Annotated in this window: 19 protein-coding genes; 4 read left to right on the top strand and 15 right to left on the bottom strand. The window is 55.2% G+C overall.

Annotation, left to right across the window (positions count from 1 at the left end; translation table 11 throughout):
* Positions 1-4 precede the first annotated feature (4 nt).
* The 9 genes from LOS15_RS16230 to LOS15_RS16190 all read right to left on the bottom strand — a co-directional run bounded on the left by LOS15_RS16230 (position 5) and on the right by LOS15_RS16190 (position 11,201).
* On the bottom strand, positions 5-898 hold the full coding sequence (locus LOS15_RS16230) for an EamA family transporter (protein ID WP_263067083.1): 894 nt from the start codon (positions 896-898) through the stop codon (positions 5-7).
* Positions 895-1,713: a phosphonoacetaldehyde hydrolase gene (phnX, locus tag LOS15_RS16225; protein ID WP_263067082.1), complete on the bottom strand. Its 819-nt coding sequence runs from the start codon at positions 1,711-1,713 to the stop codon at positions 895-897. The genes LOS15_RS16230 and phnX overlap by 4 nt, the downstream gene beginning before the upstream one ends.
* On the bottom strand, positions 1,713-2,846 hold the full coding sequence (locus tag LOS15_RS16220; protein ID WP_263067081.1) for a 2-aminoethylphosphonate--pyruvate transaminase: 1,134 nt from the start codon (positions 2,844-2,846) through the stop codon (positions 1,713-1,715). Before LOS15_RS16220 ends, phnX begins: the two co-directional genes overlap by 1 nt.
* A 55-nt stretch (positions 2,847-2,901) precedes the next feature.
* Positions 2,902-4,596, bottom strand: a complete 1,695-nt coding sequence (locus LOS15_RS16215; RefSeq protein ID WP_263067080.1) for a putative 2-aminoethylphosphonate ABC transporter permease subunit — start codon at positions 4,594-4,596, stop codon at positions 2,902-2,904.
* The gene (locus LOS15_RS16210) at positions 4,593-5,717 is read right to left on the bottom strand and encodes a putative 2-aminoethylphosphonate ABC transporter ATP-binding protein (protein WP_263067078.1); all 1,125 of its coding nucleotides are present in this window, start codon (positions 5,715-5,717) and stop codon (positions 4,593-4,595) included. The genes LOS15_RS16215 and LOS15_RS16210 overlap by 4 nt, the downstream gene beginning before the upstream one ends.
* Before the next feature lie 43 nt (positions 5,718-5,760).
* Positions 5,761-6,810: a putative 2-aminoethylphosphonate ABC transporter substrate-binding protein gene (locus LOS15_RS16205; RefSeq protein ID WP_263067077.1), complete on the bottom strand. Its 1,050-nt coding sequence runs from the start codon at positions 6,808-6,810 to the stop codon at positions 5,761-5,763.
* Positions 6,811-6,952: 142 nt separating this feature from the next.
* A complete protein-coding gene (locus tag LOS15_RS16200) occupies positions 6,953-7,663 on the bottom strand; it encodes a GntR family transcriptional regulator (protein WP_263067076.1) in 711 nt (236 codons plus the stop codon).
* On the bottom strand, positions 7,656-8,384 hold the full coding sequence (locus LOS15_RS16195) for an HAD family hydrolase (RefSeq protein WP_263067075.1): 729 nt from the start codon (positions 8,382-8,384) through the stop codon (positions 7,656-7,658). Before LOS15_RS16195 ends, LOS15_RS16200 begins: the two co-directional genes overlap by 8 nt.
* Positions 8,385-8,492: 108 nt before the next feature.
* Positions 8,493-11,201, bottom strand: a complete 2,709-nt coding sequence (locus LOS15_RS16190; protein ID WP_263067074.1) for an EAL domain-containing protein — start codon at positions 11,199-11,201, stop codon at positions 8,493-8,495.
* Between the two features lie 234 nt (positions 11,202-11,435).
* Here LOS15_RS16190 and LOS15_RS16185 point away from each other — a divergent pair, with 234 nt between their 5' ends.
* Complete coding sequence (locus LOS15_RS16185) at positions 11,436-12,968, top strand: diguanylate cyclase (protein WP_263067073.1); 1,533 nt, start codon at positions 11,436-11,438, stop codon at positions 12,966-12,968.
* Between the two features lie 13 nt (positions 12,969-12,981).
* Here LOS15_RS16185 and LOS15_RS16180 read toward each other — a convergent pair whose 3' ends face one another.
* From LOS15_RS16180 to LOS15_RS16165, 4 genes are all read right to left on the bottom strand, one after another.
* On the bottom strand, positions 12,982-14,286 hold the full coding sequence (locus tag LOS15_RS16180; protein ID WP_263067072.1) for a TRAP transporter large permease: 1,305 nt from the start codon (positions 14,284-14,286) through the stop codon (positions 12,982-12,984).
* Positions 14,287-14,309: 23 nt separating this feature from the next.
* Positions 14,310-14,873 (bottom strand): TRAP transporter small permease, encoded by a 564-nt coding sequence (locus LOS15_RS16175; protein ID WP_263067071.1) that lies wholly within the window; start codon positions 14,871-14,873, stop codon positions 14,310-14,312.
* Between the two features lie 159 nt (positions 14,874-15,032).
* The gene (locus LOS15_RS16170; RefSeq protein WP_263067070.1) at positions 15,033-16,022 is read right to left on the bottom strand and encodes a TRAP transporter substrate-binding protein; all 990 of its coding nucleotides are present in this window, start codon (positions 16,020-16,022) and stop codon (positions 15,033-15,035) included.
* A 31-nt stretch (positions 16,023-16,053) separates the two neighbouring features.
* Positions 16,054-17,034 carry a LysR family transcriptional regulator gene (locus LOS15_RS16165; protein ID WP_263067069.1) on the bottom strand — a complete coding sequence of 327 codons (981 nt, stop codon included), beginning with the start codon at positions 17,032-17,034 and terminating at the stop codon, positions 16,054-16,056.
* Positions 17,035-17,674: 640 nt separating this feature from the next.
* On the opposite strand from LOS15_RS16165, the gene LOS15_RS16160 reads away from it, so the two are divergent.
* From LOS15_RS16160 to LOS15_RS16150, 3 genes are read left to right on the top strand one after another with little or no spacing between them, the layout of a single operon-like run.
* Positions 17,675-18,427: a 5-oxoprolinase subunit PxpA gene (locus tag LOS15_RS16160; protein WP_263067068.1), complete on the top strand. Its 753-nt coding sequence runs from the start codon at positions 17,675-17,677 to the stop codon at positions 18,425-18,427.
* The gene (gene pxpB / locus LOS15_RS16155) at positions 18,424-19,128 is read left to right on the top strand and encodes a 5-oxoprolinase subunit PxpB (RefSeq protein WP_263067067.1); all 705 of its coding nucleotides are present in this window, start codon (positions 18,424-18,426) and stop codon (positions 19,126-19,128) included. The genes LOS15_RS16160 and pxpB overlap by 4 nt, the downstream gene beginning before the upstream one ends.
* Positions 19,125-20,057 (top strand): biotin-dependent carboxyltransferase family protein, encoded by a 933-nt coding sequence (locus LOS15_RS16150; protein ID WP_263067066.1) that lies wholly within the window; start codon positions 19,125-19,127, stop codon positions 20,055-20,057. Before pxpB ends, LOS15_RS16150 begins: the two co-directional genes overlap by 4 nt.
* An 89-nt stretch (positions 20,058-20,146) precedes the next feature.
* On the opposite strand, the gene katG is transcribed toward LOS15_RS16150, so the two are convergent.
* A complete protein-coding gene (gene katG, locus LOS15_RS16145; RefSeq protein ID WP_263067064.1) occupies positions 20,147-22,303 on the bottom strand; it encodes a catalase/peroxidase HPI in 2,157 nt (718 codons plus the stop codon).
* A 433-nt stretch (positions 22,304-22,736) separates the two neighbouring features.
* A complete protein-coding gene (locus tag LOS15_RS16140) occupies positions 22,737-23,660 on the bottom strand; it encodes a LysR family transcriptional regulator (RefSeq protein ID WP_263067063.1) in 924 nt (307 codons plus the stop codon).
* Between the last annotated feature and the right edge of the window lie 126 nt (positions 23,661-23,786).

Here is a 23,786-nt window from a genome sequence, read left to right as displayed (position 1 = left end):
CTGCTTAAAGTGCCACCAGCAACAGCCCGCTCAGCATAATCAGCGTGCCTAGCGCTTTTGCTTTAGAGGCGGGTTCTTTTAGCCAAAGCACGCCCATTAAAACGCCCACCGGAATGGAGAGCTGGCGTAGCGCCACGATGTAACTCACCTCGTCGGTTAGCGCCAGAGCCATAAGTACCAGGCCATACGTGCAGGTCATCATCAGGCCAGTGACGACCAGCATCACTAGCCCTTGCTGGCGGATAGCGGGCAACCGACGGCGCTCTGCCGGTAGCAGCGCAAGCAGCGGTACCGCCCAGGTCAACGTCATCACGGCCTGTAGCACCATAAACACCGCGCCTGCGGTTAAACTGCTGTGGCCGGCTACCTGCATCAACGCCAGTGCCTGCTTATCGATCAGCGAATAACCCACGGTGCCTGCGGCCGCCAACAGTGCAAACCCCATAGCGGGTGTTAAATAGGTCGATAGCCTGCGCCCTTCTGGATGGCTTAGCGGCAAGCAGAGCGCCCCTGCCACCACCAAGGCCATGCCGATTCCATCCCCCACATTCAGCGCGCGGTTACCGAGCAGCGCAATGGATACGAGCGGCACCAGCACCACAGGCAGCGCCCGTGCGATGGGATAAAGAACGCTGACCTCCCCACGCGCATAAGCCCAGGCTAAGCCCCCCATATAGAGCATTTGGCACAGCCCTGAGAGCGCTAGCCAGCCCCAAAATGCCTCGGGCAGCGCCGCCAACGATGGCCCAAGCCACATCAGCGGCAGCAACAATGCACCGCCCGACCCATATGCCAAGGCAAAAAAAGCCAGCGACGGTGCATTCCGCTTACCCAATACGTTCCACCCTGCATGCATACACACCGAAAATAGCACTAACGCCAGAGCGGCTGGACTCAAGGCCGCTCTCCTCGCTGTAAGCGGGCATTAATGGCATCTACAACGCTTGGAAGTTCGGCGATGGTGGCAATACTGTAGTGCGGTTTTGAGGGGGCAAACTGGTCGGTCACTCGCTCATGGGCTGCACGGCGTTCGCTATCGCTCAGCGCATGATACTGGTTATAACTTAGCCCTAGCGCATTGCCTGAACAGGTGAGCGCGACCGTCCACATGCCGGCACGACGCCCTTCAAGTAGGCCGGGGGCGGTATCGTCCACCTTGATACAGGCAGCGACATCGCTGATGCCTAAGGCAATCACATTAGCCAGCGCCTGGGCGGGATACGGGCGGCCATTGGGCACCTCGTCAGTGGCCACCACATGATCTACCGTTAAGCCGTTATCAGCGGCTAGCGCCACTACTTTTTCCATCACCACGGCCGGATAGCCAGAGCACGAACCGATCTTTAGCCCCTGCGCTCGCAACCAAGTAAGCGTATCCAGCGCTCCCGGTATCACAGCCGAGTGATCGGCAATTTTGGCAATCTGCAGCGGCATAAAGCGCTCATAAAGCGCCGTCACATCGGCATCAGTCGGCAGGTGGCTCACTACTTGGTGAAAGCGCTCAGCTATCTCAGGCTGATCACACAGCGTGCGAATATGCTCCCATTTGCCCATGCCCATCGGGCCGCGTGCTTCTTCTAGGCTGATCGCCACACCCAGTTCGGCAAAGGCTTCGACAAATATCTGGGTCGGGGCGAAGGAGCCAAAATCGACCAGCGTACCCGCCCAGTCACAAATCACCGCCTGCAGACATTGAGGAGATTGATAGTGCATCAGGCACTCCTTGATTCAGTGAAGAGAGAAACACCCATACCCGTTAGGGCGTCTTGAATAACGCTGAGTAACTGCTCAATCACCGCCGCATCCAATTGGCCAATGCAGCCAATACGAAAACTTTCGACGTCGGTTAATTTGCCGGGGTAGATCAAAAAGCCACGCGCCTTCAGCGCTGCGTAGAAGGTCTTAAATTCAAACGCAGGGTCGGTAGGGCTCAAAAAAGTGGTGATGATGGGTGATAGCCATTCATCGTCTAAAAGCGTGCGGAAGCCTAACGCCCGCATGCCTCTTACCAGCGCATCACGCGTGTGGGTATAACGTGCGCAGCGCCCCGGCACGCCGCCCTCTTCCCGGTGTTGGGCAAGCGCCGCTTGAAAGGCCACCACCGTATGCGTGGGCGGGGTAAAGCGCCACTGGCCAGTGCGCTCCATGTAGTCCCACTGGGCGTGTAAATCCAAGCTCAGCGAATGGGCACGCCCCTTACCAGCAGCCAGTAGCGTCTGGCGAATGATCACAAAACCAAAGCCCGGTACGCCTTCGATGCACTTATTGGCTGATGAAATCAGCACATCAATAGGCGTTTTTGCCAGACTGATCGGTATGCCCCCAAACGAACTCATGGCGTCCACGATCAGCGTTTTCCCGTGAGTGCGTACCACTTCAGCGATAGCGTCAAGCGGGTTCAAAATGCCGGAGCTGGTTTCGCAGTGAACTAGAAACACTGCGGTAATGTCAGCATCTTGCTGTAGAAGCGCCGCCACTTCGTCGAGTTGCGGCGGTAAGTAGTCACCTTTATCCAGCGTCACATAACGGCGGCCCATCATATCGAGCAGTTGAGCAGCCCGCTTGCCGTAAGCGCCGTTCATTAACACCAGCACCTTGCCATTGGGGTCGGTTGCGCAGGCCAGCGCACTTTCAACGGCGAACGTGCCGCTGCCTTGCATCGGCACGCAGGCATAGGTGTCGCTTGTCGCCTCGGCCATAGCCAGCAGTTGCGCACGCACATCGGCAGTCACACGGTTAAACTCATCATCCCAGGAGCCCCAGTCACGCAACATGGCTGCTTTGGTCGCGTGGGAGGTGGTTAGTGGCCCTGGGGTTAAGAGGTAAGGCACTTTTAAATCACTCATTTTTTGGTCTATACCAGATTAGAAGCACATGTTAGCCGCTGGCGTAGCGGGCTATTTAGCCCGCCTGACGCCAACGCTGAGCGTTGTTTAAGAGAACGTGGGTAAGCGCAGCGTGGAGCAGTTTAACCACCAGCGAGGTCAGGAAAATCAGCACTGCCATGGCCGCGGCGCTGGCAAAATAGCCCGCCTCGTCCAGGTGTAGCACCGCCACTGAAGCCAGCCGCGTGTCACTGTTATAGAGGAACACTACCGCAGACACTGTCGTCATCGCATTGACAAATAGGTAGACCGAAATATCCAGTACGGCAGGCAGCGATACCGGCAATGTCACACGGCTAAACGTGGTCCAGAACGGTACTTTTAACGAGGCCCCCACGGCTTCAAACTCTGGATCGAGCTGTTTCAGCGCGGTGACAGAGGTGAGGTGACACACCGTATAAAAGTGCACAAGCGTGTTGAGCACCAGAATCGCCATGGTGCCGTAAAGCCAGTTAAGAGGATTCCCTGCCTGGTTGAAAAAGAAGATATACGCCAGACCTAGCACCATGCCTGGCACCGCCATGGGTAGCATGGCCATAAAATGCAGGCCCTGGCGCAGCGGGCGATAGCCTTCGCTCTTTTCAATCAGCCACGCATTAAAGAAAATCACCAGTGTCCCCACTAACGCGACGCTAAAGGCCAGTTTGAGGGAGTTAAACCACGCCCCCCAGCCACCGCCGGCTAAGCCTTGAAAGGAGTAATGCTGCAGCGTGAACGACAGGTTGTAGGGCCAAAACTGGATGAGTGAGGCATACACCGCGGTACCAATGACCAGCAGAATAATGCCCGCGACCGAATAACACAGCAGCGCAAACGTCCAGTCTCGCAGCGGGCTAGGCGTGGGTTGCCATGGCACTGCCCGCGCCGAAAGCTGAGCCACCTGACGCTTTTGTATCCAGCGGTCAACGGCAAACGATAGCACCGCAGGCATTAGCAAAATAACGCTAACCACCGCGCCCATTTGGAAGTTCTGCTGCCCCACCACTTGGCGATATACATCGGTGGCGAGCACACTGAATTGGCCGCCAATAATTTTCGGCACACCAAAGTCGGTAATGGCCAGCGTAAAGACAACGAACAGACATGAAATCAGCCCGTAACGTACCCCTGGCAGCGTAATCGTCAAAAACGTACGCCACTTCGGTGTGCCCAACGCTTCGGCTGCTTCATAGAGGCGTGCATCGCTGTTAGTCAGCGCCGTGGTTAGCAGCATTAGCGCATGGGGAAAAATCCAAAAACTCATGCCCATCACAATGCCGATCGGCCCATAAATCGAATGGCCTGCCAGCACGTCGCGCAAAAACCCCTGGTTGCCAAACAAATAAACCAAGCTAATGGCGGGCAGCAGTGAAGGTGCCAAAATGGGCAAAATTGCCAACATGCGAAAGAGCCGCTTGCCCGGCATGCAGGTACGGGTAATGCCGTAGGCGCATAAAAAGGCCAGCCCAGCGACGACCACCGTGGTGGTGAACGCCACGCGCAGCGAATTGGCAATTGAGTTCACCAGTGCTGGCGTTTGAAAGTACTGCACAAAGTTGGCTAGCCCAATAAAGTCGCCGCTGCGGTCTTGCAGGCTTTTCAACAACATCGCCAATAGCGGAAACAACAGGCCAATCACTAAAAGCGCCACGCCCGCTAACAGCACGAGCAGGCGTATCAACGCCTCCAGCGAAGGCTTTGAGGCAGAGCCTGAAAACGTACTTGCCCTCATGACGGGTTGCTCCCTGCCGGATATAAACGGGCAGCATCGGCAGGCAAATGGATACCCAGGTTTTGCCCTAGCCGTAACCCCAGTGCGGCGCTATCACGACTGGGAACATCAGCCAGCAACCGTTGCTCTGTACCGTTAAATTGCAGCGACACCCGCTGAAACGCCCCTAAAAACTCAATACCCATCACCTCACCGCTCAGCCCGGTGGTGCTGGCACTAAGCGCGACCGCTTCAGGGCGAATGGCCAGTTGAGCTGCTTGGCCTTGCGTGTAAGCGTGCGGCAGGCAAGGGCAGGAAATAGTGCCTAGCAACGCATGATTATTCGCCTGGGCGGTCACCTCTAGAAAGTTCATGGTGCCAATAAATGACGCCACAAAAGCGCTGGCGGGCTGATGGTAAATCTCGGCAGGCGTGCCCACTTGTTCGATCACCCCGTGGTTCATTACCACGATACGGTCCGCCATGGTGAGTGCTTCTTCTTGATCGTGGGTGACCATAATGGTGGTGACGCCAAGACGCGCCTGTAGCGCTTTGATCTGATAGCGCAAATGGCCGCGCACTCTCGCATCAAGCGCTGAGAGGGGTTCATCCAGCAGTAACAGGCCCGGTTCGGTCGCCAGCGCTCGCGCTAGCGCAACCCGCTGCTGCTGCCCGCCAGAAAGCGCAGCAGGATATTTATGCTCGCTACCGCTAAGATCAACCAGTGCAAGTAACTCCGCCACGCGGGCATCAATTGTCGCCCGATCACTGCGGCGGTTGCGTAGCCCGTAGGCAACGTTATCGAACACCGTTAGATTGGGAAACAGTGCATAAGATTGGAACACAATGCCAAAATCCCGCGCCTGCGGGGGCAGCGTGGAAATATCCTTACCACGCTGAATCAACGTGCCCGCTGTTTGCTGAGCCAGGCCTGCAATAGTGCGCAGTAAGGTCGTTTTTCCGCAGCCAGAAGGCCCTAAAAAGCAGACAAACTCGCCCTCCTGAACCTGTAGCGCAATGTTGTCCAGCGCAGTAAAGCTTCCAAAGCGTTTAGTGACCGATTCGATACGCAGATAGGGCATCGTTGGGGGAACCGCTGTGGGCGAATCGGCGGCCAGCAGCGAGGTCATAATAGATTGCATAACATCTCCAAGCCCCGGCCTAGACCGGGGAACTGATCTCTGCTTACTGTTCTGTCTTACCGTCGTAGCGGCGCTGCCACTCAGCCAGTACGCGCTCGCGATTGATGGCGGCCCACTGGAAGTCAGCATCAATCATGCGATCGGCAATGTCAGCGGGATAGTTTTCAATCGGCTGTGCCACACCGGGATAGGCCACCACGGCGTAGCCTTCGTTATAGAGTTCGTTAGCCTCGCGGGAAACGGCCCAATCCATCAGCGTTTGTGCAGCTTCCTGTTTGGCGGTACCTGCAACGATGGCGGCAGCTTCCATATCCCAGCCAAGCCCCTCTTCTGGGAAGATCACTTCAATTGGTGCGCCTTGAGATTTTAACCGTGCACCCCGGAAGGCAAACGACACACCGACTGCTGCTTCACCGGTGGCCGCTAGGCTGCAAGGAGCAGAGCCAGAGTGGGTGTAACGGGAAATGTTGTTATGCAGACGATCCATATAGTCCCAGCCCTGCTCTTCGCCCCACAGCTGCATCCAACTGGCTACATCCAGATAGCCGGTACCGGAGGAATTAGGGTTAGGCATGATTACATGCCCCTCAAACTCAGGCTGGGTCAGGTCTTCCCAGGAGGTCGGCATGGGTACACCCTGTCGCTCGCCTTCAATGGTGTTGTAGCAAATGGCGGCTACCCAGGCATCCATGCCCACCCACGCGGGGTCTTCACCGTTACGGTAAGCAGCATCAACGAATTTTGGATCGAGATTCTCTACGCCAGTGGGGGCGTAGCGTTCCAGCATGCCCTCTTCTTCAAGCACCAGCAGACTAGTGGCTGCTAAGCCCCAGATAACGTCTGCCCGGGGGTTGTCTTTTTCCGCCAGCAGGCGCGCAGTAATCACGCCCGTCGAGTCGCGCACCCAGTTAATGGTGATATCGGGGTGGGCAGCATTGAAGCGTTCGGCATATTTTTGCAGGTCATCTGATTCAACGGCGGTGTACACCGTTAGCTCAGTGGCGCTCGCCATAGAGGTGAAGGCAACGGCCGCCGTTGCAAGCAAAGCTGTGGCTATTTGAGTGGGTTGAAACAACCGGTGAAGTGTCGACATGGTAGGCTCCTAGCGTTTTGGTATAGACCAGGAGTTTGCCGTGGTTAAATGACAGTGCGATGACGCTTGCTTGACCGTTTTTTTAAGTTGTGATGTACGCTTGAATGGACGGTATTAGGCAGCCGCTATGCTCGCCTTAAGGTTACTGCTGCCCAGCCAGATCAACGCTGATGCAAAGGGAATCATGCAGCCAGTGCTCTTCATCAAACTCAATGGGCCGCTGCTGATCGTCGAAAATAGCGCGGCAAATATTGAGCCCTGCAGCGCCTGGGGCAACGAGTAACTCTTCGGCATCGAGTGGCGAAAGTGCCTCAGACACCATGCGGATCGAGCGATTGGCTAAGTGGTGCCCCCAGCGTTCTCTTAATAGCCCCCACAGTGATTGTCCGCTGTAGATGTCGAGCAACTCTGGCGCTCGCTCTGGCACTACCCAAAGCGACTCCACCAGTACAGCGCGATCATCCACGTAACGGCGACGGCGAATATGATGGAACGGCTGGTCATCGGGCAGCTCCAGGGCACGGGCCGCCGCTAAATGTGGGCAGGTTTCAAGCTTTAGAACCGCAGTGCGTGGCTGGCGCCCCTGAGCACGCACATAATCGTTAAAGCCTGCGTCCCGGGTAGGGTCATACACTAGCCGAGCCGGTGAAATAAACCAGCCTCGCCGATTACTGCGGTGAATAAGCCCCTCCCCTTCAAGCTGCGCCAAGGCTTGGCGCAACGTCACGCGGGTCGTCGAAAAACGCTCTGCCAACGCTCGTTCGGCGGGCAGTTTACCTTCCCACTGAGTCGCGTGCTGAGTAATTAAATAGCGAAGCTGTTCTGTTAACTGTAAATAGTAAGCATCAGGCATGCGCCGATTTTCCAGATAGATCATTGGCCGATGAAGCGTCGGTCGACGATGCCACTCGCCAGTCTAATCGCCGCCACCCTTCGACACTAGCGACCTCCGCCAGCACGGGGTCAGGATTCACCGCTACCGGGCAATCAACATATTGCAGCAGCGGGATATCGTTACGGGAATCCGAGTAGAAGGTCGTGTGGCTAGGGGTGATGTTTTGCTCGGTTAGCCACTGCTGGAAGCGCACGACTTTGCCGCTTCGATAAGAGAGCACGCCTCTACTCTGGCCGGTATAGCTTGCCCGACTCCCTGCGTGTTCGACACTGAGCTCTACTGCCAACACATGCTCAATCCCTAACATTGTCGCAATCGGCGCCACCAAGTGATGCGATGACGCCGAAATGAGCACCAAGGTGTCGCCTGACTGACGATGCGCGTCCAGGCAGCGCCAAGCGTGATCAAAAATACGCGGCTGTAGATGAGTGTCGACAAAGCGCTCTACTTCTTGCTGCACATCGTTGACGCGACGCCCCCGCAGCGGTGCCAGGGTCATCGCTAGGTATTCTTCAAGCTTTAACTTACCGGCGTGATACGCCTGTTGCATCTGCTCGGCACGCGCCATAAAGGTCTCAGCGTCACGGATCCAGCCCTGCTCGATCATCCATAAATTCCAGCGGTCGCTGCAGTCTCCATCCAGGAGAGTGTCATCAAGGTCAAACAGAGCGAGGCGCATGGGGCACTCCTTTTTTCGCGGGTTCGGCGGCGCGTAGGGTATGCCAACGATGATGACAGGACGATGACGTTAATACTGAAAATGAAGGTTACCGTTTCTGATTGCTGTTCAAGAGGCTGACGACGTTAACCACGTCGCAGCAAACTCTGTTGCTGGAAGTGGGCGGCCAAACCAGTAACCTTGGGCTTGGTTACAGCCCATTTGTGCTAATAACTCGGCTTGGGCGACGCTTTCAACCCCCTCGGCCAAGGTTTTCATTCCTAGGGCGTCGGCCATGGCAATAATGGTTTGTACAATAGTACGGTCGTGATGGTTATCAAGCATGTCACGAACGAAGGAGATGTCGATTTTTAGCGCATCGGCAGCAAACCGGCGTAAGTAGGCAAGCGATGAGTAGCCGGTACCAAAATCATCAATAAACAGCGCATAGCCGGCTTGCTTCATCGCTTGCGTAATAATGACGGCCTGATCCGGGTCACGCATAAAATCGCTTTCCGTCAGCTCAAGGGCGATGGCACTTGGCACCACGCTAGCGGTTAACGCCCCCACACGTGTCGTCAATTGGGGGTCGGCAAACTGCTGAGCGGAGATATTGATCGATAACCTCCCAGGTAGTGGCGTATCGCTCGCCTGCCATTGAGATAGCTGGCGGGCGGCCTCTTCCAGCACCCAGTCACCCAGCATGCGTATTAACCCGCGCTCCTCAGCCAGAGGAATAAACTCGCCTGGGCTTACCCACCCCCACTCAGGGTCAAACCAGCGGCATAGCGCCTCGGCACCTGTTAACGTGTGGCTGGCGAGGTCAACTTGGGGCTGAAAATAGAGTTCTAACCGGCGTTCTAAAATCGCCAGGTGTAGACGCTCCGTCATCCATTGCCGTCGCTCTAGGGCATGGCGCATGGCCTGGGTATAGGGGCAGTACGTTGTCTCCCCCCTTTTAGCATGGTGCAGGGCGATGCTAGCAGCGTTAAACAACTCGTCCGCGTCCGTCACATGATCGGGATAGCGGGCAAAGCCGATACTCACATCCAACGTAAACACGCGATGATCAAGCGTAATAGGCTGCTTAATCACAGCGCCTAACTCTCTGACGATTTCCAGTAACCGCGACTCATCAGCTTGCGGTAGCAGTAAAGCAAACTCGTCTCCCGAAAGCCGCGCAACGCCGCGTTGGGCGAGTTCTTGGTTCTGTATTCGCCCAGCGACCGTCGCAAGCAGCTGGTCGCCCACATGGTGCCCATGCAAATCATTTATCTCTTTAAAACGGCGAATATCGACCAGCAGTAGCGAAAGGGAGTGCTCTAAACGCACCGCTTCTTCGCTGAACCTAGCCAGCAGCTCCATAAAACGAATGCGGTTAGGTAACCCCGTGATGCTATCGGTATAGGCAAGACGATGCATGTGCCGGTGGTCGCGACGACGCTCTAATTCGGCAGCCGCGCCTGTGGAAAGTATCTGCAATACGGATGTCGCAAACGCGTTGGTTGCTAAGGGTTTGCGGTAGAACACCATCATGACGCCGATCGCTTCACCACGGGCATTATCAAGGCGACGACCTATCCAGGCTTGAGCGTGTAGCGGTACGCCGGGGAAGGTGAACGTATCGACATGATGCTCTACGCTTTCTTGCTCTGCGACAACTCGCGCGGCTGGCGTTCCTGACAGCATAAACGTCAAATTATCTAGCGCTGTATGCGACGCTGTCAGACTAACAGTAGTCATTGTTGCCTGCCTAAGCTGCGCTTCTATGGCCGCTGTAGCGTTACCCCCCACATCAATAGGATGGTTGAGCTGCGCAATAAACCCTGCATCTGCTTCTAACAGCTCCACCAGTGTGGTAATCAACTGTTGAAAGTAACCATCGCCCGCCCGAGACGTGACCGTAGAAGCCACCTGAACAACCGCGCTTTGCACGCGCTGGGACGCTTGCTGGTCGGTAACATCGGTAATAAAGCCTTCTAGGTAGACAACGGCACCATTATCATCAAACACCGCCTGGCCCTGCTCCCACACCCAGCGATACTCACCGCTGCGATGGCGATTGCGATAAACATATTGATACGGGCGACGCTGGCGAATCGATGCGTTTACTTCCTGCTCAAGTTGCGGTTTATCGTCGGGGTGAACGAGAGACGCAAAACTGACCACGCGGCTGCCCTCTAGCTCATCGGGCCGGTAACCGATCAGCGCTTCGGCTCCCTGGCTGACCAGCTGAATAGTCCAATCAGGGTCGTTTAGGCAGCGATACGCCATGCCTGGCAAATGGTTCAGCAGCGTATTTAAGCGCCTTTCGCTCTCCCGAGACATTAACTCACTGCCCCGCAAGGCATCTTCTGCTTGACGGCGCCCTAGCTCTGATCCCGCCTGGGCCGCGGCGATGCGAATAATGTCACTTTCCATCCCCTCAATGCGCAGCGGTTGGCTGTGTAAGAGAGCAAGCAACCCGATCGCCGCACCGTCTGGTGCAAATAGCGGCACTCCCATATAGCTCTCTGCGCCCAGCTGCCCCAGCAGCTCATCTTGAGGAAAGCGCGCTTGCACATCGCAGGGATATAGGCAGGCTTCCCGCCCCACGACGGTTTCACAGGGCGTTCCCTCCAACGGGTAGGTGAAGTTTTCTTGCAGCTGCCCTGCAGACCAAACCGCTAAGGTTTCCGCTAGCTCCCCGCTCGTAACCGCTGCAATCAACACATGATCGACGTACAGCAAGTGAGCGAGCTGCTCCACCAGTGTCTTAAAAAAATTAGGCGTACCGCTTAGCGATAACCCCTCCGCTAACAGGCGAAACGTATCCGCCGCGTCATTACGTTTGTGCATGTCGCACTCGCCTTGTTATTTGAAGCCGCTAAGCAATATGTAATATGTTGAACCCGCGAAGCAATCGGCATGGCCCCAATAATAAAGCACAGCAAATAGCTAAGGGTAAACGGCAATTCTACGACGTTACCATGTTCACAAATGAGGACGAGTGCTCGCCATAGGTATATGATAAAACGTAAAGAACTTACCTTGGTGCCAACCACCGCGCTGATGAGTGCAACGGGAGAATATATGAAAAGCCTTTCAGCGGTGGATAAAACACGCTATGTGGCGCTCACTGAAGAGCTTCCTCTTTTTGTGAGCAAATCACTTTTACAGTGTTCACACCTGCCCACGCTTCCGGCAGTCGCGTTAAAAATAGTAGAGCTTGCCCGCACACCGGCCGCCACTCTGCATGATTATGGGCAGGCGGTTGAGTTCGACACGGCATTAACCACACGGCTTATCTCGGTGGCTAATAGCGTGCACTTCATGCGTTCTGCCCAACCGGTTAAAACCAGCCTCGAAGCCACCCAACGTCTAGGGCTGGATGCCACTCTAGCCACTGTTCTGAGCTTTAGCCTACTGCGCCACACCCAGGAGAACGCACCCCAAGTTCGCATCTGGCAGCGCGCCATCACCTCGGCTATTGTGGCAAGCCGCCTGGCCCAGCAGCTTTGCCCCGCCTTCAGGGGCAGCGCGTTTACCGCAGCGCTGTTACAAGATATTGGCATCTTAGCGCTACAGGCAGCGTACCCACAGGAAGTGGAAAAGCTCTACGCTAATAGCGGCACCCCTCATCAGCAAATAGCCCGCGCTGAACGGCAACACTTTGGTTGCGACCACACCCTGGTAGGCGCTTGGCTGGCCGCTAAATGGGGCATGCCTACTACCCTCGTTGATGAAATTTACCAAAGCCACGATGGCTTGCTAACCGACCACCTGGCAACGCTCTGCGTGCGTTTATCTGGGCCCATTGCCGATGCCTGGCTTGCAGTGGAGCCCGTTAGCGCCTTTGCGACGCTACTGCGTCAGCTCACAGCGGTGGAAAACACCCCGGCATTGGCACTAGATAACTTGCTGCATCACTTGCAGGAAGACCTCGCCATACTGGCTGACACGCTGCAGCTTACCCACCCCATTGAGATGGATAGCCACGCGTTACTCATTGAAGCCCAGCAGCTTCTTTTTCAGCACACGCTAACGCTCAGCGCTCGGCTTGACGAACAAAACCAGCGATTAGAAAACTTACACCAGCACTATGCAGCGCTTGAGAAACAGAGTCGCCTTGACCCGTTAACCCAACTGGCCAATCGCGCTTGGTTAGAAGAGCAATTACGCGAGCGCTTTGCATTTTGCCAGGAAAACGATCGCACCCTGTCAGTGGTGTTTATCGACCTTGATCACTTCAAGGCGCTTAACGATCGTTATGGTCACCGCACCGGCGACCAAGTGCTTGAGCGTTTTGGGTATACCCTCTCCTCACTGATCCGCGCGGGCGATTTAGCCGGCCGCTACGGCGGTGAAGAGTTCCTCATTATCTTACCCGACGAAACGGCCCAAACGGCCAAGCTGTTTTCCCAGCGCATTACCCAACACCTCCAAGAACAGCCAATGGCAAACGTTGACCAAAAACCGATTTACGTGTCGGTGTCTATTGGTGTGGCCTGCTTGTGCGATGGCGGTTTTGGTAATGAACGCGAACTAATCGATGCCGCCGACAAGAGCATGTACTTCATCAAACGCTCTGGCCGCGGCGGCATAGCGATCTATGGAGAGAAGTGAGCGCCACTAACCACTAGCGATTCATTGCCTGGGGTAGATAGAGCGCGATCTCGGGGAAGAGGTGCATCAAGGCAATCGCCAGCATCATCAGCAGGAAGAACGGCAGCGTGGCTTTGGTAATGGTCAGTATATCTTTGCCGGTTAACCCCTGGATGACAAACAGGTTAAACCCCACGGGCGGCGTGATTTGCGACATCTCAACCACAATCACTAGATAGATACCAAACCAGATCAGATCAAACCCAGCCGCACTCACCACCGGCATAATAATGGCCGTGACAAGCAAAATCAGTGAAATACCATCCAAAAAGCAGCCCATTATCAGCAGCAGCACCGTTAAGGCCACTAACAGCATCGTGGGGGATAGTCCCATTTCACCAATCGTGCGAGCTAGCTGCATGGGCACCTGCGTAAAGCCCATTGCAGAGGTCAGAAATGACGCCCCCGCAATAATAAAAGCGATCATGCATGCGGTACGCACGGCGGCAAATAGCGAGCTGGTAAAGATATCTCGATTGAAGTGACCATTAAAATGCGCAATGACCATCGACAGCACGACGCCCACCGCCGCCGCTTCTGTGGGCGATGCCAAGCCTCCATAAATCGATACAATAATACCGCCAATCAGCAGCAGAATGGGCACCAGCGACCAGGTATTGCGCAGCTTCTCAACAAAGCTCATACCCGACTCATCAGCGCCGGTTAGCCCGTCCCGGTTACCTTTCAGCAGTGCCCACAGCACCAAATAGGTCATAAACATGGCCAAGATCATCAGCCCAGGACCAATACCTGCCATAAATAGTCGGGTAATAGACTGCTCAGTCACTACGCCATAAACAATCAGCACAATGGAAGGCGGTATCAACAAGCCCAGCGTTGAAGCGCTAGCCAATGTACCAATCGCCATATTGCTGTCGTAGCCGCGACGTTCAAGTTCCGGCAGGGTCATTTTACCCACCGTTGCGCAGGTGGCCGCTGATGAACCGCACACCGCTGCAAACATGCCGCTGCCAATAATATTAGTGTGGAGCAAACGTCCCGGCAGGCGATTTAACCAGGGCGACAAGCCACGAAACATATTGTCGGCAAGGCCAGAGCGAAACAGAATCTCACCCATCCAAATAAACATCGGCAAGGCCGTTAAATCCCAGCCATAACTTGCTCCCCAAAAGTCTGAGGCAAGAATAGGGCCGGGGTCGAAAGGACTAAAAAACTGAAGGGCGACCCAAGCAGTGCCAATCAGTGCAAAGGCAATCCAGACGCCACTGCCTAATAGAACCACAAGAGTAAAGATGGTAGCCAAACTGAGTAATAGCACGAGGGTGTCTCCTGGGTAGCGTCTTAATGCGCTTCGTTGTCGTCGATGGCGGTTGCTTCACGAAAGCTCGCAGGGTCGTGGATAGCGATACGCAGCGCTATCCACAGTGCTTCCAGAAGTGCCAGTGCCAAGAGCCCTACCCCAACGACCAGTACCGATTGAGGTATCCATAGAGGAATCGATAAAAAGCCTGACGATACATCGTTATATTGAAGGCTTTCTCTTGCCAGCCCAACTAAGCCATAGGCCAGTAAAAGGCTAATCACTACCGCAATAAGCAACCCAAACACCTCAAACCAGACGCGTACGACAGAAGGTAGACGCGAGATAAGCAGCGTTACCCGAATATGCGCATGGTGAACAAAGGTGTAGGCAAGCCCAAGAAACGTGGCGCCGACTAACAGATAAGACGCCATCTCAGACACGCCGGTGATGCTCACGCCGAGTCGGCTAAAGCCAATCAAAACAAGCAACGCGTCGACTAATCGAAACGTGACCTGCAGTGCGATAAGCGCACAAATAGCCACCATACACGCGGCTGCACCCCAGGCACCGAGGCGGTAGAGTTTGTCGAATTTAAACGTCATGTTCGCAGTCTCATTAAGCGCGTGGGTGGGAAGGGCGGCAAACGCAGCCGCCCTTAAAGCCAGCATTAGTTATTAAGACTAGTTATTAAAACTAGCGATTAAGTCCCGTTGCTAAGCTTAGTGACTAAGTCTTAGCTACTAAGGCTCAGCTACTAAGACTCAGTTATCACGCTGTTCGCGATAGCTCTCTAAGGCTTGTTTTGCATCGTCATCAGCACGGGATTCCCAGTCAGCAAATAGCTCATCGCCTGCCGCTTGCAGGGCAGCAGAAATTGCTTCATTCGGCTGAGAAACCGAAATACCGTTCTCTTTCAGTGCTTCCAGGCTAGCCTCATTATTCTCGCGACTCATTTGCCAACCACGCTCTTCGGCACGCGCCGCGGCTTCCATCAGGGCATCTTGGGTAGTTTCATCTAAACGATCAAAGCTGCGCTGACTCATAAACACAATGTTCTTAGGCAGCCACAAGTTGGCATCGGTGTAGTCGGTCACATAGTCCCAGGCCGCCATGGAGTTACCGGTAGAACTGGAGGTAATCATAGCGTCCACGCGTCCGGTGCTAAACGCAGTAGGAATATCAGACTCTTCGGTTTCGGTAGGGCTGCCACCTAAATTATCAACGAAGCGCTGGGTATTAATATTCGGTGCGCGCACCCGCAGGCCATCAAACTGATCGGGGTCCGTTAACGGTGCAGAGGTGTAAATCCCCTGCGCTGGCCACGCTACCGCATATAGAGGAACCATGCCTTCATAGGCAAATAGCTCAGTAATCATCGGCTTCGTGGCTTCCCACAAGGCATAGGCATCTTCATAACTACCGGCAACCCCCGGCAGCGTGTCGACTTCAAAAATCGGGTCATCATTGGAAAGAATCGACAGGAACACTTCGCCAGCATCAATCGTGCCCCGGCGTACCGACGGTTTAATTTCACCATGGGAGACCAGAGAACCGCCGCTGTGCACCGTAATGGTTAAGTCACCATTTGTGGCCTCAGCCACATCCTCTGCAAACTGTTTATTATTTTGGGTATGGAAGCTGGCATCGCCATAAGGCGTTGCCATGGTCCACTCAGCCGCATGGGCGGTCACCGCAGCGGCAAGGCTGCATGCGGTCACGAGCAGTAGTGGCGTTGTTATACGTTTATGCATGGGACGTCCTCTTATTCATATTAATGGAAGTTCAAGTTAACGGAGGTGTTGCTTCAAGGGTTGCGCTGGGTTGAACCCAACGCCCGGTAAAACATGTATGTGCCATCTCCTCGCGCCGCTCTCCCGCATAGTTAACGGCACACTCTTGGGCGATTCGGCCCACGCTGCGACAAAAACGAAGATGATTGGCACTGCGCCATATCACATCATAGTTCATAGGTGGCAATGGCACGGGTAGTGCTAAACGGTACAGATCCCCCCGTCGCCACTCATCTAACACGGTAGCGACTGGAAGCGCACCAATACCCAGCCCCTCCATCGTCATCCGTGCAATGGTCATCAACGTGCTAACGCTATGGATACGAGGCTGCTGGACGCCTAGGTCAGCAAGGTAACGGACTAGCTCTTCATAAGGGCGTGCCTGTCGGCCAAAGGAAATGAACGGCAACGAATGGCACCAGGCAGTGGGGTGTTCGTTTAGCAACGCCGCATGACGCGGCGAAACAAACATGCCCATTTCATAGGGATTTAGCGTAACGCACTCAATTTGCTCTGGGGCCAGATACCCGTTCATTGCCAGCAGGATATCCAGCTCGTTGCGCATAAGCCGCTCATTAAGAGCCGGCGAGTAATCAACGGTTAGTTCAATAATAAGTTCTGGAAAACGTTTAGTAAGTTGCTGAATGAACGCGGGAAACCAGCTATGTGCAATGGTTTCAATGGTGCCAAGCCGAAGGGGGGCAGAAAACGTCTCGGCACTATCAAACATCTTCAGCGCCTCATCCCGCTGATGCAGTATGCGCTCAGCATGCAGAAAGAATTCGCGGCCACGCATCGTTGGCTGGATCGGGCGCGCCGAGCGCTCAAGCAACAGCTCACCTACGCTACTCTCCAAGCGTGAAATACGCTCTGAAACAGAGGGCTGCGTGATGTGTAGGCGTACCGCTGCCTTGCGAAAAGAGCCAAGCTTTACCGCCCATACAAAAGCGTCTAGCTCCTTGAAATCAAGCATACGGCCTAACCAACGGTTGCAGTAACATCGGTGGAGACTCCTATACAACGCAGGTTATATCGCACGTAGTGCCGCTTACGATCGCAATGTGTCACTGGGTAAAATGGTCGCACTACTATGTAATGCAATTTTAGGGCCAGCATAATAGGGTTACCCATTGCGCCTAGCGGTATCGTGACGAACTGCCCCATGGCCGACGTTTGCATGTTTCACTCCTCTAAATGACTCACTGTCTGCTGATTATTATTAGCACTACTGATATTCAAGGGCTGACGTGAGCGTTTTTTTATAATCTTTTATCGAGTCGCTTTATTTATTTGATAATCGTATTCCTGCCTAGCGTCAACTATTTTCCCAATAAATAACAGCATGATAGGAAGCGCCGATACTAAGTATCGCTAAAAACGATTGGAACTTAACAAGATAGGTTCATATATTAGTTTTAAGGCACTGCACTGGTAACCAAGCTAATTATTTACAGCAGGCCATCAAAAAAACGCCGGTAACCGAGATTCCAAAAGTCTTTTAAACATTAGCACTCCGTTATTAAAATAAGCATTCTTTGCCAAGACCGTTTATTAACAGCACGCTGCTCTTAAACACGTTGTTCTAATAAATCCAAAACAGGCTAGGAGACAATATGGCCATCCCGCTGCTCAACTGTGATATGGGTGAAAGTTTCGGCAACTGGTCGATTGGTTTGGATGCCGATGTAATGCCTTATGTCGATTGCGCCAACATTGCCTGCGGTTATCATGCCTCCGACCCCCATGTGATGCGCAAGACAGTGAAGCTTGCTGTTCAGCACGGCGTAAAAATCGGTGCGCACCCCGGCTACCCCGATTTAATGGGCTTTGGCCGTCGCTCCATGGCCTGCTCGCCTGCCGAAGTAGAAGACATGATGCTCTACCAGATCGGCGCACTGGCCGGCATTTGCCAAGCGGAAGGCACCGCGCTGAGCTATGTCAAACCCCACGGGGCGATGTATAACGACATGGCCGCCAATCTTGAGTTATTGGAAGGTGCCATGCGTGCCGTGAAGGCGTACGACTCCCGCCTGCCGCTGATGGTGATGGCCACCGCCAACCCAGCGCCGCACCGCCAGTTAGCCGAAAAAATGGGCATCACGCTGTGGTTTGAAACCTTCGCTGATCGCGCTTATGAGGCCACTGGCCACTTAGCCTCACGCCGCATGCCGGGGGCCGTGCATCACGATCAAGCAACCATTGTCGCCCAAGCCGTGGCACTCGCTAAAGGTGAAGCGCTGACCGCCCGCGATGGCAGCGCCCTGCAGTTGCCCTGCGACACGCTGTGTGTACATGGCGATAACCCCGAATCCGTGGCCGCCGTACACGCCATTCGTGAGGCCTTTACGGCGCTGGAGTCCGCGTGAAACTGCGCATAGAAACGGCAGCCATGGACGCCTTGACGGTGCGTCTGTTCGACGCCATTGATGAAAGCAATATGGCGTGGATCATAGCCGCCGACGAGGCGCTGCGGCGCGCCTTTGATCACGCGCTCATCGACCTGATCCCGTCGTATACCACTCTGCTGGTGCACTACGACTGCCAAAAGCTCTCCTTTGCCCAGGCCTCGACGCTGGTACGCAGCGCGCTGCACAACCTAACGCCTGCCGACTCCCAGCAGGGCCAGCTCCACGAAATCCCCGTGTGGTACGACGAGAGCGTTGGCCCCGAACTGCCGATTGTTGCTAAACGCGCCGGCCTCAGCGTCGAGGCGTTGATTGAGCGCCACTGTAGTCACGACTACTGCGTGTTTGCTCTGGGCTTTGCCCCTGGCTACGGTTTTATGGGCCTGGTGGATGAAGCCATTGCCACGCCGCGTTTAAAAACGCCCCGCCGCCGCGTCTCGGCCGGAAGTGTGGGCATTGCCGACCGACAAACGGCCATCTACCCCCTGCTCTCCCCCGGCGGCTGGAACATTCTTGGCAGAACGGCGGTACCGCTTTTCGAGCACGCCAAACGTGGTGAACCGCTGCTGCGCCCGGGCGATAAGGTACGTTTCAAGGCGATCTCAAAATCCGAGTTTGAAGCAGCCGAGGGCGATACCACCCCGCTGGAGGAGCGGTCATGAGCCAACCTATGTTGACCGTTAAGCAAGCCGGGCCGCTGGCATTGATCCAAGACGCGGGCCGCTTCGGCGTTGGGCACTTAGGCGTGACTCAAGGCGGTGCCGCCGACTGGATCGCTTTCCGCTGGGCCAACTGGCTGCTGGGCAACCCGCTTGAGAGCCCCGCACTGGAAATCGTCATGGGCGGCAACTTAACGCTGGTGGCCAATAACAACGTGCGTCTTGCCCTGACCGGGGCCGACCTTGCCGCTACGCTGGAGGGCCAACCGCTTGCGCCCAACGACAGCTTTATGATGCAAGCAGGCCAAACGCTGGTCTTTCGCCAGCCAAAAAAAGGCCTGCGTGCGTACCTCGCTTTTCCTGGCGGGCTCGGTGCCCCCCACGTATTGGGCAGCTACGCCTGCACGGCGAGAGAGCAAATCGGCGGCCTGCACGAAGATGGCACACCGCTTAAAACCGGCGACCAGCTCACCTGGAAAGGCAGCAGCGCCACGCCGCGTCAGCTGCCACAAGGCGCCCAACTTCTCCTGCCGGATGCAGGAGAGACCGTGCTGGACATGGTGCTAGGCTCTCAGGCCTCGCACTTTGCCGGGCGCAGCCTGTTTGATGCTTTCAACCAGCCCTGGACCGTGGATCAACGCGCCGACCGAATGGGTATTCGACTCACTGGCAAAGCGCTGAACAGCCGACTAGGCGGCATCGTCTCTGAAGGCATTCCTTTAGGCGCCGTGCAGATTCCCCCCGATGGCCAGCCGATCATTCTGATGAACGATCGCCAAACCATCGGCGGCTACCCCCGCCTGGGTGCTTTAACCCCCATGGCCTGCGCCCGCCTCGCCCAGTGCTTGCCGGGCACCAAAGTGCGTTTGCAGCCCATCAGTGCGACGCAGGCGCAGGCGGCGTATCATAAGCAGCTCAGCGTCTGGGCATAGCCGATGATCTTTCCCCGATAACCTCGTCGCCATAAAAAAAGCCCGCATCGTGAGATGCGGGCTTTGCGTTTCTATGCGGTTAGTACATGTTACGACGCGACGTCGAAACGGTCGGCGTTCATCACTTTGGTCCAGGCGGCGACGAAGTCTTTAACGAACTTCTCGCCGTTATCGTCCTGGCCATACACTTCTGCGTAAGAGCGCAGCAGTGAGTTGGAGCCAAACACTAGATCCACGCGCGAGGCGGTCCACTTAACAGCGCCGGTTTTGCGATCGCGGATTTCGTAAGCGTTGCTTCCTACCGGCTTCCAGGTGTTACCCATATCGGTCAGGTTCACAAAGAAGTCGTTGGTCAGTTGGCCTTCACGATCAGTGAATACGCCGTGTTTGGTGCCAGCGTAGTTGGTGTCCAGTACGCGCATACCACCCAGCAGCACGGTCATTTCCGGGCCGGTTAAGCCCATCAGCTGCGCACGATCCAGCAACATCTCTTCCGGCTTCACCACGTACTCTTTCTTCTGCCAGTTGCGGAAGCCATCGGCCAGCGGCTCTAGCGGCGCAAAGGAGTCGCCATCGGTCATCTCGGCAGTCGCATCGCCACGGCCTTTCAGGAAGGGCACGCGCACTTCATAACCCGCAGCTTTAGCAGCTTTCTCGATACCGACGCTACCGGCCAGAACGATTACATCAGCCACGCTGGCACCGGTGTCGGCAGAAATCTGCTCATAAACGCTGAGCACTTTGGCCAAACGCTCCGGCTCGTTGCCCTGCCACTCGTTCTGCGGGGCTAAGCGAATGCGGGCACCGTTAGCACCACCACGCATGTCAGAGCCACGGTAGGTACGGGCGCTGTCCCAAGCGGTGGAGACCATATCGCTGATGCTCAGGCCGCTTGCCGCGATTTTCTGTTTGACGACTTCTTCGCAGTAGTCGGTGCTACCTGCCGGGACCGGGTCTTGCCAAATCAGGTCTTCCGCCGGGACTTCCGGGCCGATGTAGCGCGCTTTCGGGCCCAGGTCACGGTGCGTCAGCTTAAACCACGCCTTGGCGAAGGTTAATTTGAAGTATTCCGGGTCCGCCATGAATTTTTCGCAGATGGCGCGATAGGTCGGATCCATCTTCATCGCCATATCCGCATCGGTCATGATCGGATTGTGGCGGATAGAGGGGTCGCTGGCGTCGACCGGCTTATCTTCTTCTTTGATATCAATCGGCTCCCACTGGTGGGCACCGGCGGGACTCTTTCTCAGCTCCCACTCGTAGCCAAACAGCAGGTCGAAATAGCCCATATCGAACTGAGTCGGGTTGGTCGTCCACGCGCCTTCGATGCCTGAGGTCACGGCGTTGCTCGCCTTACCCTGCATGTTAGGGTTGCCCCAGCCAAAGCCCTGGTTCTCAACGTCAGAGGCTTCCGGCTCAGCGGCTAGCGCCGAGGCATCGCCATTGCCGTGACATTTACCGACGGTGTGGCCGCCAGCGGTGAGGGCTGCGGTCTCTTCGTCGTTCATCGCCATACGGGCGAAGGTTTCACGCACCTGCTGTGCGGTTTTCAGCGGGTCAGGCTGGCCGTTAACACCTTCCGGGTTCACATAGATAAGGCCCATCTGGACAGCCGCCAGCGGGTTTTCCATGGTCTCTGGCTGGTTCACGTCGCCGTAGCGCTCGTCAGAAGGCGCCAGCCACTCTTTCTCGTCACCCCAGTAGATGTCTTTCTCGGGCTCCCAAATATCGGCGCGGCCGAAAGAGAAACCGTAAGCAGGTAAGCCCATGGACTCATAAGCAACGGTACCGGCCAGAATCATCAGGTCTGCCCAGCTGATTTTGTTGCCGTACTTTTTCTTGATTGGCCACAGCAGACGACGCGCTTTATCCAGGCTGACGTTGTCCGGCCAAGAGTTGAGCGGCGCAAAGCGCTGGGCGCCGGTACCACCGCCCCCACGGCCATCAGAAATGCGATAGGTGCCAGCGGCGTGCCACGCCATGCGGATCATCAAGCCGCCGTAGTGCCCCCAGTCAGCGGGCCACCACTCTTGGCTATCGGTCATCAGCGCGTGGACATCTTGCTTGAGCGCGTCAAAATCGAGCTTACGCACTTCTTCGCGGTAGTTGTAATCCGGGTCCATCGGGTCTGATTTGCGATCTTGCTGATGCAAAATATCCAGGTTCAAGCCTTCCGGCCACCAATCTTTGTTGGACGTGCCGGTCGACGTGTTACCACCATGCATAACAGGACATTTACCGCTCATAGCTCTCTCCCCTTACTGCGACGTGCCTTAGCTAAGAAGCCAAGGAAACAAATGGCGCGCGTCTCTGAAACTATTTACTTACACCGTTTGCAAGCAAGAAGACGCGTCACATACATAAGACTGTTTTAAAGCACATTACCGATAGCTACCATTTGCATTTTCTGACCGAATTCATAGCTGCAACCTATTGCCTGCATCAACCCAGCTTGAAAGCCTCAACACCAACTCTGCTTGGTGATTCTCGGCAAGTGGGTTAGAAGATTTCACTATGGTTGCTTTGTGGATTAAGTGGGCTGTACAGAGCATCATTTACAAACATAAATAACTGTATAATCAGCTTATCTTTTTCTACGTTAATGGCTTTATTCACCACCGGCAACTCCGTTGCCTATAGATGATAGCGTAGCACTTCATGGGCACGGCAAAGCGCTATTCATTGGCTAAAGCGCTTTGCAAACGCAGTAAGCTCATGCGTCAACCATACGAGCGCAGGGTCATTGGCATACAGCCCGTGTTGAATCAGCACCATGTTAAGCGCCGGCAGTTCTTTAGGTGGCGCGACGATGCGCACGGGCAGCATCGTGATAAATCGCTCAGCCATTTGCCGTGGCAGCGTCATGATCGCATCGGTGAGTGCCACGACTCGCGCTGCCGCAATGTAATTTAGATTTTTCGAAATAACGCGACGGCTTAACCCATGCTGCGCTAAACAATGCTCAATATTGCTGGGCAATAAGCCGCTGATATCCGCTAACTCTACGTGGAGCTGACGCGCAAACGCCTCAATGCTCAGCGCCTCACCCACACCATCATTGTTCGCAGCGGCTAAGCAGACCAATGCCTCCTCCATCCACGGCGTTTGGATGACGCCAGTGGGCAGCCCGTTCTGGCTATCTAGCCCTACCACCATATCTACCTGGCGCTGCTCTAACGCATCGTTAAGCACATCAGGCGTAATTAACTCTATCGAAAAGCTGATCCCCGGCGCGTAAGCCAGCAATTGGCTAAGAAATGTCGGATACATGACCTCTTCAAAGTAATCGGTCGTGGCGAGGATAAAGCGCCGCGTGCTGGTTGCAGGCGTGAACATTTCTGGTGGCGCCAAGCCTGCTTGCAGCAATGCCAAGGCTTGCTGTACCACCGGCAACAGTGCCAGCGCTCTTGGGGTTGGCTGCAGCCCATTGCCCGTACGCACTAACAGTGGGTCGTCCAATGCATCCCGCAGCCGTTTTAGGGCGTGGCTAAGCGCTGGCTGGCTTAAATGCAGCTTTTCTGCCGCCCGCGTTACATGGCGCTCGCGCATAAGCGCTTCAAATACCAGCAGCAGATTCAAATCAAAATGACGAAGCGAACGCATGGTGCCTCACTATCTCTATCATTATCTATACAGTGAATGATTTCATTCTAAACATTCATTTCATTCATCGCTAAAAATTCCTTATCGTCGCGCTTCTGTAGGGCCTATCCCCCACTGCTTTCTACT

The sequence above is a fragment of the Halomonas sp. 7T genome (assembly GCF_025643255.1).
GTDB lineage: Bacteria > Pseudomonadota > Gammaproteobacteria > Pseudomonadales > Halomonadaceae > Vreelandella.
Note: the sequence above shows the minus strand (reverse complement) of the source record. Positions and strands in the feature narration are given on the sequence as shown.